Source organism: Microbacterium pseudoresistens (assembly GCF_013409745.1).
GTDB classification, from domain to species: domain Bacteria; phylum Actinomycetota; class Actinomycetes; order Actinomycetales; family Microbacteriaceae; genus Microbacterium; species Microbacterium pseudoresistens.
Window position 1 is genome coordinate 2,267,860 of the sequence record NZ_JACCBH010000001.1, and the last position, 17,041, is coordinate 2,284,900.

The 17,041-nt window shown below is 69.1% G+C and carries 16 protein-coding genes; 14 read left to right on the plus strand and 2 right to left on the minus strand.

Translation table 11 applies throughout. The annotated features are described in order from the left end of the window. The first annotated feature begins 1 nt into the window (after position 1). The 5 genes from otsB to ilvC are packed head-to-tail and all read left to right on the plus strand — an operon-like array spanning position 2 to position 5,986. Positions 2 to 793, plus strand: coding sequence for a trehalose-phosphatase (gene otsB, locus BKA02_RS11185; RefSeq protein ID WP_179434064.1), 792 nt, complete (start codon positions 2 to 4; stop codon positions 791 to 793). Positions 794 to 802: 9 nt separating this feature from the next. Further along, positions 803 to 2,527 (plus strand): dihydroxy-acid dehydratase, encoded by a 1,725-nt coding sequence (ilvD, locus tag BKA02_RS11190; RefSeq protein ID WP_179434066.1) that lies wholly within the window; start codon positions 803 to 805, stop codon positions 2,525 to 2,527. A 56-nt stretch (positions 2,528 to 2,583) separates the two neighbouring features. Next, on the plus strand, positions 2,584 to 4,386 hold the full coding sequence (locus tag BKA02_RS11195) for an acetolactate synthase large subunit (RefSeq protein WP_179434068.1): 1,803 nt from the start codon (positions 2,584 to 2,586) through the stop codon (positions 4,384 to 4,386). Positions 4,387 to 4,389: 3 nt separating this feature from the next. Beyond that, positions 4,390 to 4,899: an acetolactate synthase small subunit gene (gene ilvN / locus BKA02_RS11200; protein WP_179434070.1), complete on the plus strand. Its 510-nt coding sequence runs from the start codon at positions 4,390 to 4,392 to the stop codon at positions 4,897 to 4,899. Between the two features lie 58 nt (positions 4,900 to 4,957). Further along, positions 4,958 to 5,986 carry a ketol-acid reductoisomerase gene (gene ilvC / locus BKA02_RS11205; protein ID WP_179434072.1) on the plus strand — a complete coding sequence of 343 codons (1,029 nt, stop codon included), beginning with the start codon at positions 4,958 to 4,960 and terminating at the stop codon, positions 5,984 to 5,986. A 66-nt stretch (positions 5,987 to 6,052) separates the two neighbouring features. Here the strand turns inward: ilvC and BKA02_RS11210 are convergent, their stop codons facing one another. Then, positions 6,053 to 6,985: a hypothetical protein gene (locus BKA02_RS11210; protein WP_179434074.1), complete on the minus strand. Its 933-nt coding sequence runs from the start codon at positions 6,983 to 6,985 to the stop codon at positions 6,053 to 6,055. 69 nt (positions 6,986 to 7,054) lie between these two features. Here BKA02_RS11210 and BKA02_RS11215 point away from each other — a divergent pair, with 69 nt between their 5' ends. The 3 genes from BKA02_RS11215 (at position 7,055) to serA (ending at position 9,583) form a co-directional block, all read left to right on the plus strand. Beyond that, the gene (locus BKA02_RS11215; protein WP_179434076.1) at positions 7,055 to 7,504 is read left to right on the plus strand and encodes a hypothetical protein; all 450 of its coding nucleotides are present in this window, start codon (positions 7,055 to 7,057) and stop codon (positions 7,502 to 7,504) included. Next, the gene (locus BKA02_RS11220; RefSeq protein ID WP_179434078.1) at positions 7,501 to 7,848 is read left to right on the plus strand and encodes a hypothetical protein; all 348 of its coding nucleotides are present in this window, start codon (positions 7,501 to 7,503) and stop codon (positions 7,846 to 7,848) included. The genes BKA02_RS11215 and BKA02_RS11220 overlap by 4 nt, the downstream gene beginning before the upstream one ends. Before the next feature lie 115 nt (positions 7,849 to 7,963). Continuing rightward, positions 7,964 to 9,583, plus strand: a complete 1,620-nt coding sequence (gene serA / locus BKA02_RS11225; RefSeq protein WP_179434080.1) for a phosphoglycerate dehydrogenase — start codon at positions 7,964 to 7,966, stop codon at positions 9,581 to 9,583. Positions 9,584 to 9,593: 10 nt separating this feature from the next. Here the strand turns inward: serA and BKA02_RS11230 are convergent, their stop codons facing one another. Further along, positions 9,594 to 10,151, minus strand: a complete 558-nt coding sequence (locus tag BKA02_RS11230) for a TetR/AcrR family transcriptional regulator (protein WP_179434082.1) — start codon at positions 10,149 to 10,151, stop codon at positions 9,594 to 9,596. A gap of 111 nt (positions 10,152 to 10,262) precedes the next feature. On the opposite strand from BKA02_RS11230, the gene BKA02_RS11235 reads away from it, so the two are divergent. From BKA02_RS11235 to BKA02_RS11260, 6 genes are all read left to right on the plus strand, one after another. After that, the gene (locus BKA02_RS11235; RefSeq protein ID WP_179434084.1) at positions 10,263 to 11,834 is read left to right on the plus strand and encodes an MFS transporter; all 1,572 of its coding nucleotides are present in this window, start codon (positions 10,263 to 10,265) and stop codon (positions 11,832 to 11,834) included. Between the two features lie 128 nt (positions 11,835 to 11,962). Next, on the plus strand, positions 11,963 to 13,012 hold the full coding sequence (locus BKA02_RS11240) for a 3-isopropylmalate dehydrogenase (protein WP_179434086.1): 1,050 nt from the start codon (positions 11,963 to 11,965) through the stop codon (positions 13,010 to 13,012). 48 nt (positions 13,013 to 13,060) lie between these two features. Further along, positions 13,061 to 14,149, plus strand: coding sequence for a branched-chain amino acid aminotransferase (locus tag BKA02_RS11245; RefSeq protein WP_179434088.1), 1,089 nt, complete (start codon positions 13,061 to 13,063; stop codon positions 14,147 to 14,149). Between the two features lie 52 nt (positions 14,150 to 14,201). Next, the gene (locus tag BKA02_RS11250; protein WP_179434090.1) at positions 14,202 to 14,978 is read left to right on the plus strand and encodes a fumarylacetoacetate hydrolase family protein; all 777 of its coding nucleotides are present in this window, start codon (positions 14,202 to 14,204) and stop codon (positions 14,976 to 14,978) included. Then, complete coding sequence (locus BKA02_RS11255) at positions 14,975 to 16,249, plus strand: MFS transporter (RefSeq protein WP_343045397.1); 1,275 nt, start codon at positions 14,975 to 14,977, stop codon at positions 16,247 to 16,249. The genes BKA02_RS11250 and BKA02_RS11255 overlap by 4 nt, the downstream gene beginning before the upstream one ends. After that, on the plus strand, positions 16,246 to 17,004 hold the full coding sequence (locus BKA02_RS11260; protein ID WP_179434092.1) for a class I SAM-dependent methyltransferase: 759 nt from the start codon (positions 16,246 to 16,248) through the stop codon (positions 17,002 to 17,004). Before BKA02_RS11255 ends, BKA02_RS11260 begins: the two co-directional genes overlap by 4 nt. Positions 17,005 to 17,041: the final 37 nt, after the last annotated feature.

Below are 17,041 nucleotides of genomic sequence, written 5' to 3' on the forward strand. Positions count from 1 at the left end.
CATGGCGATCGACTGGACTCCCGGCACCGCCGACCCCGCGCTGCGTGCACTCGCCGCGACCGCGCGGCTCGTCGTCGCCCTCGACTTCGACGGCACCGTGTCGGTGCACGTCGACGACCCCATGTCGGCGCGTGCCCTGCCCGGCATCGCAGACGCCGTGGCCGCGCTCGCAGCGCTGCCCGACACCCAGGTGGCCTTCGTCTCCGGGCGCTCGATGAACGATCTGCAGGTGATCTCCGAGCACACCGACGACTCGCCCGTGATCCTGGTGGGCTCGCACGGTGCACAGTACTGGTTCCCCGGGGAGGGCGAGGACGACGGCGAGGGCGAGCCGCCTGCCGATGCCGCCGAGATCGCCGCGGAGGTGCGCGCGGTCTTCGCCCCGTACGCGGGGGTGGAGTACGAGCCCAAGACGTACGGGTTCGGCGTGCACGGGCGCATGGCCGCGCCCGCCGACGAGGAGCGCGCGTTCGCCGACGTCGATGCGTGGGCGGCCCGTCGCATTCCTGCCTGGCGTCGGCGCAACGGCAAGCACATCCTCGAGTTCTCCTGGCGGGCCGAGGGCAAGGACGCGGCTATCGCGCGGCTGCGCGAGCGGTTCGCGGCGACGGCGGTCTTCTTCGCGGGCGACGACGTCACCGACGAGGATGCGCTCGCCGCGCTTGCCCCGCAGGACCTCGGCGTGCGAGTGGGCGGGGGGCAGACGGCGGCGACGCTGCGTGTCGACGGCCCGCAGCAGATGCCCGCGCTTCTCGTGGCCCTGGCGCGAGAGCGCCGCGCGGCGCAGGAATAGACTGCGATCATGGCCCCTCACGATTCCGCCGCCGATGCACGTCCCGACACCGACATCAAGCCCCGCAGCCGCGTCGTCACCGACGGCATCGAGGCCACGACCTCCCGAGGCATGCTCCGTGCCGTCGGGATGGGCGATGAGGACTGGGACAAGCCGCAGATCGGCATCGCCTCCAGCTGGAACGAGATCACGCCCTGCAACCTGAGCCTGGACCGGCTCGCTCAGGGCGCGAAGGAGGGTGTGCACTCCGGCGGCGGATATCCGCTGCAGTTCGGCACGATCTCCGTCTCCGACGGCATCTCGATGGGTCACGAGGGCATGCACTTCTCGCTCGTGTCGCGCGAGGTCATCGCTGACTCCGTGGAGACCGTGATGATGGCCGAGCGCCTCGACGGCAGCGTGCTGCTGGCCGGCTGCGACAAGTCGATCCCCGGCATGCTCATGGCCAGTGCGCGCCTCGATCTCTCCAGCGTCTTCCTCTATGCCGGGTCGATCGCGCCAGGCTGGGTGAAGCTCTCGGACGGCACCGAGAAGGACGTCACGATCATCGACTCGTTCGAGGCCGTTGGGGCCTGCCGCGCGGGGCTCATGAGCGAGGAAGACCTCAAGCGCATCGAGTGCGCGATCGCACCCGGCGAGGGCGCCTGCGGCGGCATGTACACGGCCAACACGATGGCGTCGGTCGCCGAGGCGCTGGGCCTCAGCCTGCCCGGGTCGGCTGCGCCGCCGGCTGCCGACCGTCGCCGCGATTACTTCGCGCACCGTTCGGGTGAAGCCGTGGTGAACCTGCTGCGGCAGGGGATCACCACTGGTGACATCCTCACCAAGGAGGCGTTCGAGAACGCGGTCGCGCTCGCCATGGCACTCGGCGGCTCGACCAACGTCGTCCTGCACCTGCTCGCGATCGCCCGCGAGGCAGAGGTCGACCTGAGCCTGCACGACTTCAACCGCATCGGCGACAAAGTTCCGCACGTGGCCGACATGAAGCCCTTCGGCAAGTACGTCATGAACGACGTCGACCGTCACGGCGGCATCCCCGTCATCATGAAGGCGATGCTCGATGAGGGCCTGCTGCACGGCGACGCGCTCACCGTCACGGGCAAGACGCTCGCCGAGAACCTCGCCGACCTCGACCCGGATCCCCTCGACGGCGAGGTCATCCACACGTTCGACAACCCGATCCACGCCACCGGCGGCCTGACCATCCTGCATGGAACGCTCGCTCCCGAGGGTGCCGTCGTCAAGACCGCCGGATTCGACGCCACCGTCTTCGAGGGACCCGCCCGCGTGTTCGAGCGCGAACGCACCGCCATGGACGCCGTCGCCGAGGGAACCATCGATCCGGGCTCCGTGATCGTCATCCGCTACGAGGGCCCCAAGGGCGGTCCGGGGATGCGCGAGATGCTCGCGATCACCGCCGCCATCAAGGGCGCAGGGCTCGGAAAAGATGTATTACTCTTGACGGACGGGCGATTCTCAGGCGGCACAACCGGCCTGTGCATCGGCCACATAGCACCCGAAGCGGTCGACGCAGGTCCGATCGCCTTCGTGCGCGATGGTGATCTGATACGGGTCGATATCGCAGCTCGCTCTCTCGACCTACTCGTCGATGAGGCAGAGCTCGCCTCCCGCCGTTCCGGCTGGGAGCCGCTTCCCCCGCGCTACACCCGAGGCGTTCTTGCCAAATACTCCCGTCTGGTGCGCTCCGCCGCCGAGGGCGCCACGACCGGTTAGCCGCGTGCGGCCTCTGCCCGCTTCGCGCACCGTCGATCACCATCGCAAGGAAACCGATGACCGCTGACACAGCACCCGCCGTTCCCCGTCCACCCGCCAAGCCCGCCGGTCCGCCCGTGCTCACCGGGGCCCAGGCGGTCGTCCGCACGCTCGACCTGCTCGGCGTCACCGACGTCTTCGGCATCCCGGGCGGCGCGATCATGCCCGTCTACGACCCGCTGATGGACGACGAGGCCGTGCGTCACATCCTCGTGCGCCATGAGCAGGGCGCCGGTCACGCGGCCGAGGGCTACGCCTCGGCATCCGGCAAGACGGGCGTCGCGATCGCCACCTCCGGTCCCGGCGCGACGAACCTCGTCACGGCGATCGCCGACGCCTACATGGACTCCGTGCCGATGGTGTGCATCACCGGGCAGGTATTCAGCCACCTCATGGGCACCGATGCGTTCCAGGAGGCGGACATCGTGGGTATCACCATGCCGGTGACCAAGCACTCCTTCCTCGTGAAGACGCCGGAGGAGATCCCCGGGGCGATCGCCGCGGCGTTCGAGATCGCCGGCACCGGTCGCCCCGGCCCGGTGCTCGTGGACATCACGAAGGACGCCCAGCAGGACGAGGCGCCGTTCGTGTGGCCGCCCAAGGTCGACCTCCCCGGCTACCGCCCGGTGACCAAGGCGCACGGCAAGCAGATCCAGGCTGCGGCGACGATGATCGCCGAAGCGCGCAAGCCCGTGCTGTACGTGGGCGGCGGCGTGATCCGCGCCCACGCGGCCCCTGAGCTGCTGAGCCTGGCGGAGCTGACCGGGGCGCCCGTCGTGACCACGCTGATGGCACGAGGCGCCTTCCCCGACTCGCATCCGCAGCACCTGGGCATGCCCGGTATGCACGGCGCCGTCCCCGCTGTGCTCGCGTTGCAGGAGTCCGACCTCATCGTCGCCCTGGGTGCCCGCTTCGACGACCGCGTCACCGGCAAGCTCGACGGCTTCGCCCCGCACGCCAAGATCGTGCACGTCGACATCGACCCGGCCGAGATCTCCAAGATCCGCACCGCCGACGTGCCGATCGTGGGAGACGTGCGCGAGGTGATCGTGGATCTCGAGGCCGCCTTCCGCGGCATCACGGGCCGGGACAAGCCCGACACCGCGGAGTGGTGGTCGTATCTCGACGGGCTGAAGGCCGAGTTCCCGCTCGGGTTCGCCCCGACCGAAGACGGCCTGCTCTCGCCGCAGCACGTCATCCAGCGCATCGGCGAGCTCACCGGGCCCGAGGCCGTGTACGCCGCCGGTGTCGGCCAGCACCAGATGTGGGCCGCGCAGTTCATCAAGTACGAGCGCCCGAACTCGTGGCTCAACTCCGGGGGAGCGGGCACGATGGGATACTCGGTGCCCGCCGCCATGGGCGCCAAGATCGCCGAGCCCGACCGCGTGGTCTGGTCGATCGACGGCGACGGCTGCTTCCAGATGACGAACCAGGAGCTCGCCACCTGCGTGCTCAACAACATCCCCATCAAGGTGGCGATCATCAACAACTCCTCGTTGGGGATGGTGCGCCAGTGGCAGACGCTGTTCTTCGACGGGCGCCACTCCAACACCGATCTCAACACGGGGCACGGCACGGTGCGCATCCCCGACTTCGTCAAGCTCGCCGAGGCATACGGATGCCTGGCGCTGCGCGTGGAGAAGGAGGATGAGGTCGACGCGGCGATCAAGACGGCGCTGGAGACCAATGATCGGCCCGTCGTGATCGACTTCGTCGTCAGCGCCGATGCGATGGTGTGGCCGATGGTGCCGCAGGGCGTGAGCAACAGCTACGTGCAGTACGCGCGCGAACACGCGCCGTCGTTCGAAGAGGAGGTCTGAGCCATGTCGACCCACGTGCTGAGTCTGCTCGTCGAAGACCGTCCCGGTCTTCTCACCCGTGTCGCCGGGCTGTTCGCCCGCCGCAGCTTCAACATCGAATCCCTCGCCGTGGGCGTCACCGAGGTCCCGGGCGTCTCCCGGATCACGGTCGTCGTCGACGTCGACGCATTCCCGCTGGAGCAGGTCACCAAGCAGTTGAACAAGCTGATCAACGTCATCAAGATCGTCGAGCTGGAGCCCGCAGCCTCGGTCCAGCGCGAGCACATGCTGATCAAAGTGCGCACCGACAACGCGAACCGGTCCAACGTCCTCGAAGTCATCAACCTCTTCCGGGCCTCCGTGGTCGACTACGCCCCGGATGCGGTCGTCGTCGAGGTCACGGGAGACAGGGGAAAGGTCGAGGCTCTGCTGAGAGCGCTCGAGCCCTTCGGGATCAAGGAGCTGGCCCAATCCGGCCTGCTCGCGATCGGCCGCGGAGGCAAGAGCATCACCGAGCGCGTACTGCGCGGCTGACCCTGATCCCACGAACAGATCCCACGAACCTCAGAACCACAATCAAGGAGAAACACCAGTGAGCACCGAGATCTTCTACGACGACGACGCCGACCTGTCGATCATCCAGAACAAGAAGGTCGCCATCGTCGGCTACGGGTCGCAGGGGCACGCGCACGCGATGAACCTGCGCGACTCGGGCGTCGAGGTCGCGATCGCCCTCAAGGACGGCTCGAAGTCCGCAGCCAAGGCGGAGGAGGCCGGATTCCCGGTCAAGACGGTCGCCGAGGCGACGCAGTGGGCCGACCTCATCATGATCCTCGCGCCGGACCAGCACCAGCGCGGCATCTACAGCGAGTCGATCGCGCCGAACCTCAGCGCGGGCAAGACCCTCGCCTTCGCGCACGGGTTCAACATCCGCTTCGGCTACATCGACGCGCCCGAGGGCGTGGACGTCATCCTCATCGCCCCGAAGGCTCCCGGCCACACCGTGCGCCGCGAGTTCGTCGCCGGGCGCGGCATCCCCGACATCATCGCCGTCGAGCGCGACGCGTCGGGTGAGGCGTGGAGCGTCGCTCTCTCGTACGCGAAGGCGATCGGCGGCACCCGTGCCGGCGTCATCAAGACGACCTTCACCGAAGAGACCGAGACCGATCTGTTCGGCGAGCAGGCCGTGCTGTGCGGCGGCATGAGCCACCTCGTGCAGGCCGGCTTCGAGACGCTCGTCGAGGCGGGCTACCAGCCGCAGATCGCCTACTTCGAGGTGCTGCACGAGCTCAAGCTCATCGTCGACCTCATGTGGGAGGGCGGCATCGCCAAGCAGCGCTGGTCGATCTCCGACACGGCCGAGTTCGGCGACTACGTCTCGGGCCCGCGCATCGTCGACGAGGGCGTGAAGCAGCGGATGAAGGACGTGCTGGGCGACATCCAGTCCGGTGCCTTCGCCACGCGCTTCATCGGCGATCAGGACAACGGGGCGAAGGAGTTCCTGGAGCTGCGCGAGAAGGAGCAGGGCCACCCGATCGAGGCCACCGGCAAGGAGCTGCGCTCGCTGTTCGCCTGGAAGCAGACCGACGAGGACTACGTCGAGGGTTCCGCCGCGCGCTGACCCCGCTGCAGACGAAGAATGGGCGCTCCCCCCGGGGGAGCGCCCATTCTTCGTCTGTGCCGCAGATCAGGTGGCGGGGACGGCGTCCTCGACCTTGATCGGGGCGTCCGCGGGGTCGGCCCACTCCGGTGCAGGCAGGCGCGTGTCGGTGTTGCCGGCCTGGATGTCACGGAGCGCATCCTCGATCTCGCTGGCGTTCGCCGGAATGGCAAGACCGCAGGCGCGCATCTCGGAGGCGAACTTCAGCGTGAGCCGGGACTTGCCCGCCTCGATCGCCTCGGCCGTGGTGCCCACGCGCTTGTCGCTGCCGGTCTGGATGTCCGACACCTCTTCGCACACGTGGTACACCGAGCCGCCGTCGACCCACACGACCTGATCCTCGCCGAGCAGCTGGATGACGGTGGACTGATCGGCCGTGTACTGCTCGACCGACGCGGGGTTGTAGTCGATTCCCAGGGCGACGGCTGCGGCGGCGAGGACGATGCCGATGATGCCCGCCGTGGTCTTCTGCCCCTTGTCCATGTCCTTGTTCAGGAAGATGAGGATCACGAGCGGGAGGAACGCGATGATCGCGATGATCGCGCCCAGTTGGTTCTGCACGAAGAAGCGCACCGTCTCGGACCTCCTGGCGGGGTCGAGCCGGTTGGCCTTCTTCCACAGCACCGAGCCGGTGATCGCCAGGATCGCGATGACGACCAGGAACACCAGCAGGGTGATGAAGGCCCACTGCGGGAACTGCGCGGTGGCGTTCTCGGTCTCCAGCAGGCCGCTCTCGGGATTGCGGACGAGCTTCCCGTCTTCTCCGACGAACTCGCGCTGGCGCAGAAGCCAGAAGATGGCGACGACCTCCAGCGCGATCGCGATCACCCAGAGCAGGACGGCGATCCAACGGAACGTCGTGGCCTTCTTCTTAGCGGTCGCGGTCGGAACCCAGTCGTTGCCCGTCCCCTCAGCATCCGACGCGCTGTTGGCGACGTCGCCGTTCTTGCTGTCGTTCATGTGATTCCCCTCGGGTCAGCGAATGCCCAGAGCATATCGTGCGGGGTGTCTGTCGCTACTCTGTTGTGCATGAACTCCGATCCCGAAGACGCACTGCGATGGGAGGGCGACGAGAGCGGGGCTTCCGCGCCCTCTCTGCCCACCGGATGGACGGCCGTCGGCAAGGGTGCCGACGAGGTGCCCACCGAGCACGACGGCGCCTCGTCGGACGATCGGGATCGTCCGCTCGGCAATGGGGCGCTCCTGAGCGTCGGGATCATCGGCGGGGTGTTCCTGCTCTACACGGTCGGCTGGGTGATCGGGGCGATGAACCTGCGCCCCAGCGCCCGCTTCCTGGTCTCGGACGAGATGTACCTGCCGTGGTTCTGGATCTCGGTCGCCGCGCCCGCGCTGTGGTTCCTGGCCGCCTGGGTGCTCACGCGAGGGCGTGCACCGTGGCAGCGCATCCTGTGGCTGGTGGCGGGCGTGGTGCTCCTCGTGCCCTGGCCGTTCGTGATGACGGGGGTGATGGGCGCATGAGCGAGAACGCGCAGGAGCCGACTCTCGAGCGCAAGCCGCTCGGCTGGGCGTCGTATCTGGTGATGGGGCTCGCGGGCCTGTTCTATGCATACGCGATCTGGAATGCGATCTTCCATCTCATCCAGATGGCGCATCTGGGGCTGAACCCCACGGGATGGTTCACCCTGGTGTTCGCCGTGGTGTTCCCGGCGCTCGTCTACCTCGGGGCGCTGGCGGTGGGCCGGCGCCGCGGCGTGCTCGGGGTGTCGGTCGCGCTGCTGGCCGGTCTCGGCCTGGTCGCCGTGTTCTGGCTCGACGTGATCGGCTACTCGGTGCTCAACCCGGCGGCACTGCTCACGGCGTGAGCGGCGCGTCACACGGTCGGGGCGCGGCCCGCTGCTCCGGTAGAGTGTGACCGATCGCGCCCCCGACGGTGTGTGCGGCGCGTCGGCCCCTCCCGCGCTGCCCCGAAGGATACCTGTGTCGAATCAGTCCGCCGCAAAGCCCGTCGTCCTCCTCGCCGAGGTGCTCTCGCCAGCCACGATCGAGGCCCTCGGCCCCGACTTCGATGTGCGTTCAGTCGATGGCACGGATCGCCCTGCGCTGTTCGCCGCGCTCGCGGATGCGGATGCCGTGCTCGTGCGATCGGCGACGAAGATCGATGCCGAGGCGCTCTCGCACGCCCCCCGCCTCAAGGTGGTCGCCCGCGCCGGCGTAGGTTTGGACAACGTCGACATCAAGGCCGCCACGACGGCAGGCGTCATGGTCGTCAACGCGCCGACGTCGAACATCGTCTCGGCCGCAGAGCTCACCGTCGGCCACATCCTGAGCCTTGCCCGTCGCATCCCCGCCGCGCACGCCTCGCTGTCGGCGGGCGAGTGGAAGCGCAGTTCGTTCACCGGCGTCGAGCTCTTCGAGAAGACCGTCGGCATCGTGGGTCTCGGTCGTATCGGAGCGCTGGTCGCCGCGCGGCTCGCCGCGTTCGACATGCGCGTGGTCGCGTATGACCCCTACGTCACGAGCGCACGTGCCCAGCAGCTCGGCGTGCAGCTGCTCTCGCTCGACGAGCTGGTGGCCGAGGCCGACTTCCTCACCATCCACATGCCGAAGACGCCCGAGACCACGGGGATGATCGGTGCCGAGCAGTTGAAGGCCATGAAGCCGACCGCCTACGTGGTGAACGTCGCCCGCGGCGGACTCATCGACGAGGAGGCGCTGCTGGAGGGGCTGAAGGCGAACGAGATCGCCGGGGCCGGACTCGACGTCTTCTCGGCTGAGCCGCCCGCCGAGGGTTCTGCGGCGGCGCAGTTGACGGCCCTGCCCAATGTCGTCGTCACGCCTCACCTTGGTGCGAGCACCGACGAGGCGCAGGAGAAGGCGGGCGTCTCGGTGGCGCGCTCGGTGCGCCTCGCACTCGGCGGAGATCTCGTGCCGGATGCCGTCAACGTCGCCGGCGGCGTCATCGACCCGTACGTGCGCCCCGGCATCCCGCTCGTGGAGAAGCTGGGTCAGATCTTCGCGGCCCTCGCCGGCTCGCCGCTGACGAGTCTCGACGTCGAGGTGCACGGCGAGCTGAACGACTACGACGTGAGCGTGCTCAAGCTCGCCGCGCTCAAGGGCGTGTTCACCAACATCGTCAGCGAGACCGTGTCGTACGTGAACGCTCCGCTGCTCGCCGAGCAGCGCGGGGTGGCCGTGCGGCTGGTGCAGGACGAGGTGAGCGAGGAGTACCGCAACGTCATCACGCTGCGCGGTGCGCTCTCTGACGGCACCCAGCTCGCCGTGTCGGGAACGCTGACCGGGCCGAAGCAGATCGAGAAGCTCGTCGCGATCAACGAGCACGCCGTGGAGCTGCCCATCGGCACGCACCACGTGGTCATGCTCTACACCGACCGCCCCGGGATCGTCGCCGTCTACGGCCAGCGCTTCGGTGAGGCGGGCATCAACATCGCGGGGATGCAGATCTCGCGCGAGGCCGAGGGCGGGCAGGCGCTGAGCGTGCTGACCCTCGACTCGCCGGTGTCGGACGAACTGCTCGACGAGGTGCGCGACGCGATCGGCGCCGACGTGCTCCGTCAGATCGAGATCACCGAGATCTGACGAGTCTTCGTCACTCGACGGCGTCGAGCACCAGCGCGATGAGCCGGTTCAGGGCTTCTCCTTCGGGCACGGGGGCGGCGAGGGCTCCGCTGCCGTCTCCCGCCGCATCCAGCGCGTTGTTGTAGTACAGCCCGTCGCTGACCAGCATCACCAGATCGAGCGCGGTGTCATCGCGCACGTGCGGGCGCAGCGCCGTCGACCACGACCGGCGGATGCGGCGCAGCGCGTCGCCCGCCTCGACGACCCCGCTCTGGGCCAGCCGCGAGACCGCGATGAGCGCGCGATCGAGCGGTGAGCCCTCCATGATCGACGTGCGCAGGAAATAGGACACAGGACCGTCGGACGCCGTCGACATGCGTTCGAGGTCGTCGTCGGCGAGTATCGTCGCGCGTTCGATGAGGCCGTCGGCCAGCTCGTCCTTCGACGCGAAGTGGTAGAGCAGGCCGCCCTTCGACACATCGGCGGCCTTCGCCGTCGCCTCCAGGGTCGCGGCGCGCTCGCCCTCGTCGATGAGCAGCGTTTCGAAGGCATCGAGAACGCGTTCGCGGGCGCGTGGGGGGCGGGCCATGGCTTCCTCTCTTCGGGCGAGGTGCTGCGCGTGCACGGAATCTGCTCAGGAACAGCGAGACGTCTTCCATTACTATACCAGCTGGACGGTATAGTAACTCTGGAGGAACTGATGCCCGTGACGACGATCGACACCGCCGCGCCCACCCGCGCCGGTGCGCGTGCCTGGCTGGCGCTGGTGGTGCTCATGCTGCCGGTGCTGCTCGTCTCGGTCGACAACACCGTGCTCGCGTTCGCCCTGCCCGAGATCTCGCTCGCGCTCGCTCCGTCGAGCGCGGAGCAGCTGTGGATCATCGACGTGTACCCGCTGGTGCTCGCGGGCCTTCTGGTGACGATGGGCTCGCTCGGCGACCGCTTCGGCCGCCGCCGGATGCTGCTGATCGGCTCGACCGGGTTCGCCGTCCTCTCCATCCTCGCCGCCTTCGCTCCCACGGCGATCCTGCTCATCGCCGCCCGCGCCCTGCTCGGGGTGTTCGGCGCGATGCTCATGCCATCGACCTTGTCGCTGCTGCGCACGATCTTCCGCGACCGCGACCAGCGTCGCCTGGCCATTGCCGTATGGGCATCGGCGTTCTCCGCCGGTTCGGCGCTCGGCCCGATCGTCGGCGGACTCCTGCTGGAGCACTTCGGCTGGGGTTCGGTCTTCCTGCTCGCCGTGCCCGTGCTCATCCCGCTGCTCATCGGCGCGCCGCTGCTCGTTCCGGAGAGCCGTACGCCCGACGCCGGGCGCGTCGACGTCGTGAGCATCGCGCTGTCGATGGCCACGATGATCCCCATCGTCTACGCGATCAAGGCGCTCGCCGTCGACGGTCCGACCGTCGTCGCGGGGCTGTGGGCTCTGCTCGGTCTGGTCATGGGCATGCTGTTCGTGCGCCGCCAGCTGCGTTCCGACGACCCGATGCTCGACATGGCGCTGTTCCGTCGCGGCTCGTTCAGCGGTGCGATCCTCGTGAACCTGCTGAGCGTCGTGGCGCTGGTGGGCTTCATCTACTTCGTCTCGCAGCATCTGCAGCTCATCCTGGGCCTTTCGCCCATGCAGTCGGGGCTCGCACTGGTGCCCGGGATGGCGGCGACCGTCATCGCCGGCCTCGTCGTGGTGCCGATCGCCCGCCGCGTAGCACCGCACGTGCTGATCCCCGTGGCCCTGCTGTTCTCCGTCGTCGGCTACATCGCCGTCGCTCTGGCGACCGCCGATCACGGCGTGCTTCCCCTGGTCGCCGCGTTCGCGGCCCTGGGGATCGGCATCGGCGCGGCCGAGACGGTGTCGAACGAGCTCATCCTCAGCAACGCGCCGTCGTCGAAGGCGGGCGCGGCCAGCGCCGTGTCGGAGACCGCGTACGAGCTCGGTGCCGTGCTCGGCACCGCGGTGCTGGGCGGGCTCATCACGGCGATCTACCGCTCCTTGCTCGTGCTGCCGGCGGGGCTCGATGCCGCGTCCGCAGCCGACGCGCGCGAAACCCTGGCCGGGGCGCACGTCGTCGCCGACGGACTGCCCTCGAAGCTTGCCGCGCAGGTGCGGGATGCGGCGGCCGCGGCCTTCGAATCCGGCGTCACGGTCGTGTCGTACCTGGGCGCGGCCCTCGTCTTCGTCGCCGTCGTGATCGCCGCGGTCACGCTGCGCCGTTCGGCGGCCGAGGTCGATGCGGCCTCGACGTCGGCGATCCGGGTCGTCGACGAGCACTGAGCACCGCTGCGACCGGGATGACGGCAACCTACCCGTCACACGGTGACGGTGCCGGCGTCGCGGGCCGATACGCTGGAATCCCGCCCGTGCGGGGCACCATCGTGCAACACCGCTGTGCAAGGAGAGCCATGTCGCGTGTCGTGAAGCTCGCCGTCATCCCCGGAGACGGCATCGGTCCCGAGGTCGTCGCCCAAGCCGAGCGCGTGCTCGACGCTGTGACCACCGACAGCGCGGTCGTGTTCGAGAAGACTCCTTTCTCGCTGGGCGCGACGCGCTACCTCGAGACGGGCGACACGCTCACAGACGACGACCTCGAGGCGATCCGCGCGCACGACGCGATCCTGCTCGGCGCCGTGGGCGGCGTGCCCGGCGACCCGCGTCTGAAGGATGCGAACATCGAGCGCGGTCTGCTGCTCAGGCTGCGCTTCGAGCTCGATCACTACGTCAACCTGCGCCCGTCGACGCTGTACGCGGGGGCGCCGGGACCGCTGGCCGATCCGGGCGAGGTCGACTTCGTCGTGGTCCGCGAGGGCACCGAGGGGCCGTACGTCGGCAACGGTGGATCCATCCGCACCGGCACCGCGCACGAGGTCGCCAATGAGACGAGCGTGAACACCGCTTACGGCGTGGAGCGGGTCGTGCGCCACGCGTTCGCGCTCGCCGCCCGGCGTCGCAAGAAGCTCACCCTCGTGCACAAGACCAACGTGCTCGTGCACGCCGGCGGCATGTGGAAGCGGATCGTCGATGCCGTCGCCGCCGAGCACCCCGACATCGAGGTCGACTATCTGCACGTGGACGCGGCGACGATCTTCCTCGTCACCGACCCCTCGCGCTTCGACGTGATCGTCACCGACAACCTGTTCGGCGACATCCTCACCGATCTCGCCGGTGCCGTCACCGGTGGCATCGGGCTCGCTGCGTCGGGAAACATCAACCCCGACCGCGTCAGCCCGTCGATGTTCGAGCCGGTGCACGGCTCGGCTCCTGACATCGCGGGGCAACAGAAGGCCGACCCCACCGCGGCGATCCTCTCGGTGGCGCTGCTGCTCGATCATCTAGAGCTGTTCGACGAGGCCACGCGCGTGCGTCACGCCGTGGAGGCCGACATCGCCGAGCGCGCGGGCACGCGCACGACCACCGAGGTCGGCGACGCTGTGATCGCGCGTCTCCAGGCGTAATCTGAGAGCGGCGCACGCCGCCGTCCGCACCGACCCGCAGGATGTGACATGACCGACACCGCAACCGCCCCGTTCACGTTCGCCGTGACCCGCAACCTCGCCGCCAAGAGCCCTGCTCAGCGCGAGGAGATCCTGCAGAACCCGGGCTTCGGCACCTTCTTCACCGACCACATGGTCGACGTGTGCTGGTCGGAGAAGGGCGGCTGGCACCGTCCGCGCGTGCAGCCGTATGGGCCCATCTCGCTGGATCCGGCCGCGGCAGTATTGCATTATGGGCAGGAGATCTTCGAGGGCATCAAGGCGTACCGTCACGCCGACGGGTCGATCCACACGTTCCGCCCCGATCGCAACGCGGCCCGCCTGCAGCGCAGCGCCCGCCGTCTGGCCCTTCCGGAGCTGCCCACGGAGTACTTCCTGCAGTCGCTGCGCGAGCTGATCGCGCTCGACGGCGCCTGGGTGCCCTCAGGGGACGACCAGAGCCTGTACCTGCGGCCGTTCATTTTCGCCAAGGAGGCGTTCCTCGGCGTGCGCCCGGCGAAGAAGGTCGCGTACTACCTCATCGCCTCGCCCGCCGGCGCCTACTTCAAGGGCGGCGTCTCGCCGGTGAGCATCTGGCTCAGCGAGGACTACATGCGTGCGGCCAAGGGCGGCACGGGGGCCGCCAAGACCGGCGGCAACTACGCCGCGAGCCTTCTGCCGCAAGCCGAGGCGAGCGAGCACGGCTGCGACCAGGTGGTGTTCCTGGATGCCGACGGCAGCGTCGAAGAGCTCGGCGGCATGAACATCGTCTTCGTGCATAAGGAAGGCCGGCTGATCACGCCCGACTCCGACAGCATCCTCGAGGGCATCACGCGCGAGTCGCTGCTGCAGCTGGCCGAGGACCGTGGGCTCACCGTCGAGCGTCGGCCGGTGTCGTTGCAGGAATGGCGCGACGGCGTCGCCTCGGGCGACATCGTGGAGGTGTTCGCCTGCGGCACGGCGGCCGTGGTCACACCCATCGGCACGCTCAAGGGCGCGGGATTCGAGGACGCCCAGCCGATCGGTGAGCTGGCGCTGTCTCTGCGCGAGGAGCTCACCGACATCCAGTACGGTCGCCGTGAGGACCGCCACGGATGGCTCACCCGCCTCGACGCCTGATGCCTCCCCGATCCCTCGCCCGTCGCCGCCGAGGCGCGGATAGGGTGAGAGGGTGAAGATCGCGCGGTTCAGCCACAACGACGGTATCCAGTACGGCATCGTCGACGACCAGGATCTTGTCGTGCTCGCCGGCGACCCCATGTTCGCCGGATTCGAGACGACGGGGGAGCGCATCCCGCTTGCGGATGCGGCACTGCTGGCCCCGGTGATCCCGCGCTCCAAGGTCGTCTGCGTGGGCAAGAACTATCACGACCACGCCGCCGAGATGGGCGGGGAGGCGCCGGAGGAGCCGCTGCTGTTCCTCAAGCCGAACACCGCCGTGATCGGCCCGGGCGACACGATCGTGCGGCCCACCCTGTCGGAGCAGACCGAGTACGAGGGCGAGCTCGTCGTGGTGATCGGCCGCATCGCGAAGAACGTGCGGGCGGAGGATGCTCTCGACTACGTGTTCGGATACACGATCGGCAACGACGTGACGGCGCGCGACCTGCAGCGCAAAGACGGCCAGTGGGCCAGGGGCAAGGGGTTCGACACTTTCTGCCCGCTCGGTCCCGTCATCGAGACCGAATTCGATCCGGCGCAGGCCACGATTCGCACGAGCGTCAACGACGAGGTGCGCCAGCAGGCTCCGCTGACCGACATGATCCATTCGGTTCCGGCGATCATCGAGTATGCATCCGCCGTGTTCACCCTGCTCCCGGGCGATATCATCATGACCGGCACGCCCGCAGGTGTCGGAGCGTTCACGGCGGGTGACGCGCTGTCGGTGGAGATCACCGGCATCGGCACCCTGCGGAACTCGGCGCGAGACGCCTTGCCCGTCGAGTGAGCGCTACGGTCGCGCTCGATCCGCAACGGCGAGTGCGGGTTCAGCGTCGTACGGTTCTCACGCTCGCCGCCGGGCAGGTTCTCGGCGGGATCGCCTTCGGCTCCACGGTGTCGCTGGGGGCCCTGTTGGCTGCCGATCTGTCGGGCAGCGACGCGCTCTCGGGCCTGGCCACTGCGGCGACGACGCTCGGGGCGGCGATCTGTGCCATCCCGCTCGCGCGTATGGCGCAGGCGCTGGGGCGTCGGCGCGCGCTCACGCTCGGCAACCTGTTCGCTCTCGTCGGCGTCGGCATCGTGATCTTCGCCGCGGCGATCCGCTCGTTCCCGCTGCTCATCGTCGGCATCCTGCTCATCGGGGCGGGCAACGCCGGCAACCTGCAGGCGCGCTTCGCCGCGACCGATCTCGCCGCTCCCGCCCACCGCGGGCGCGACCTGTCGATCGTCGTGTGGTCGACCACCGTCGGCGGCGTCACCGGGCCGCTCATGCTCGGGCCGGGCGAGGCGCTCGGGCAGATCATCGGCATGCCGCCCAACACCGGGTCGTACCTGTTCTCGCTCATCGCGCAGGCCGCGGCGTTCGTGCTGTACATCGTGGCACTGCGCCCCGACCCGCTGCTGTCGGCGCGCGGCCTCGTCGACACCGGTGCGACGGCGACGGCACTCGCCGTGCAGGATCGCCCGCGGGTCGCCCGCTACGCGATCCTCGCCGTGGCCGGCTCACACGTCGTCATGGTCGCCGTCATGGCGATGACCCCGGTGCACCTTTCGCACATGGCGCATGCGATGCACGGCGGGCATGCGACCTCGCAGGATGTGACGGCGCTGGTCGGCACGACCATCGCGATCCACGTCGCGGGGATGTATGCGCTTTCGCCCGTGTTCGGCATCCTCGCCGACCGCTGGGGGCGGATGCGTGTGATCCTGCTGGGACAGGCGCTGTTCGCCGGCGCACTGGGTTTCGCGTTCTTCGCGAACGAGGATGCGACGGGCGTCATGGTCGCCCTTGGTCTGCTCGGACTGGGCTGGAGTGCGTCGACGGTGGCCGGGGCGGCCCTGCTCACCGAGGCGAGTGCGCCGCGGCTGCGCACGAAGCGCCAGGGCCTCAGTGATTCGCTCATGAGCTTCGCCGCCGCGGGTGCCGCCGTGCTCGCAGGCGGTGTGCTCGATCTGTTCGCCTACGCGGGGTTGGCCGTGGCCGCCATGGTCGTCGTCATCGGGATCGTCGTGCTGTCGCCCGCGGGGCGCCTCGCACGTATCGCGGCCGAAGGATGACCGAGTGGGGCGGCGTCGGCGCCGCGTACGAGGCGTCGTACGCCTCGTTGTGCGCAGAGACCGGTGACGATCTGAGCGCTGCGTTCGGTCGCGCCGGAGGGCGGTCGCTGCTCGACGTCGGCGCGGGCACCGGCCGGCTCGCCGCGCGACTGGCCACTGACGGCTGGCAGGTGACGGCATGCGAGCCCGAGGCATCGATGCGCGAGATCGTCGCACGCGAGCATCCTCGGCTCCGGGTCGTCGACGGCGGATTGCCCGAGCTGCCGTTCGGTGACGACGCCTTCGACGTCGTCACCGCGAACTTCGTGCTGAATCACGTCGACGATCCGCGCCGCTGCGCGGGGGAGCTCGCCCGCGTGGCCCGCCATGCGGTGGCCGCGACGATCTGGTCGCGCTCGCCGTCGTGGTTCTGGGCGGATGTGCGCGACCGTGCCGTTATCGACGTTCCGGCCCCGGAGCAGCTTCCGCCCGAGAAGGACTTCGTCCGCACCGCCGACGGCTTCGGCGTCATGCTGACCGAGGGCGGATGGGCTTCCGTCGACGTGCACGAGAAGACCTGGACCTGGTGGGTCGATCCCGCCGCGCTCTGGCTGTCGGCCGAGGGCGGCGTCGCCGGTGCCGGGCGTCTGTACCGTGGACTGGACGCGGCGGAGCGGCACCGCTTCCGTGCCGCGTTCGACACGCTCTGCGCCGAACTCGTCGTCGACGGACTCGTGCCGCTCGAACACACCGCCGCCATCGCCGTGGGTCGCTGACGACCCTCATCGTCTGAATCGCGGTGCGGAACTAGGA

What these genes read in the sequence shown, in the direction of transcription:
- BKA02_RS11245 (WP_179434088.1), top strand. Translation starts at nt 13,061, where the DNA reads ATGACCGACACCGCAACCGCCCCGTTCACGTTCGCCGTGACCCGCAAC.
- BKA02_RS11195 (WP_179434068.1), top strand. Translation starts at nt 2,584, where the DNA reads ATGACCGCTGACACAGCACCCGCCGTTCCCCGTCCACCCGCCAAGCCC.
- BKA02_RS11220 (WP_179434078.1), top strand. Translation starts at nt 7,501, where the DNA reads ATGAGCGAGAACGCGCAGGAGCCGACTCTCGAGCGCAAGCCGCTCGGC.
- BKA02_RS11240 (WP_179434086.1), top strand. Translation starts at nt 11,963, where the DNA reads ATGTCGCGTGTCGTGAAGCTCGCCGTCATCCCCGGAGACGGCATCGGT.
- BKA02_RS11230 (WP_179434082.1), bottom strand. Translation starts at nt 10,151, where the DNA reads ATGGCCCGCCCCCCACGCGCCCGCGAACGCGTTCTCGATGCCTTCGAA.
- BKA02_RS11235 (WP_179434084.1), top strand. Translation starts at nt 10,263, where the DNA reads ATGCCCGTGACGACGATCGACACCGCCGCGCCCACCCGCGCCGGTGCG.
- ilvD (WP_179434066.1), top strand. Translation starts at nt 803, where the DNA reads ATGGCCCCTCACGATTCCGCCGCCGATGCACGTCCCGACACCGACATC.
- ilvN (WP_179434070.1), top strand. Translation starts at nt 4,390, where the DNA reads ATGTCGACCCACGTGCTGAGTCTGCTCGTCGAAGACCGTCCCGGTCTT.
- BKA02_RS11215 (WP_179434076.1), top strand. Translation starts at nt 7,055, where the DNA reads ATGAACTCCGATCCCGAAGACGCACTGCGATGGGAGGGCGACGAGAGC.
- otsB (WP_179434064.1), top strand. Translation starts at nt 2, where the DNA reads ATGGCGATCGACTGGACTCCCGGCACCGCCGACCCCGCGCTGCGTGCA.
- BKA02_RS11210 (WP_179434074.1), bottom strand. Translation starts at nt 6,985, where the DNA reads ATGAACGACAGCAAGAACGGCGACGTCGCCAACAGCGCGTCGGATGCT.
- BKA02_RS11260 (WP_179434092.1), top strand. Translation starts at nt 16,246, where the DNA reads ATGACCGAGTGGGGCGGCGTCGGCGCCGCGTACGAGGCGTCGTACGCC.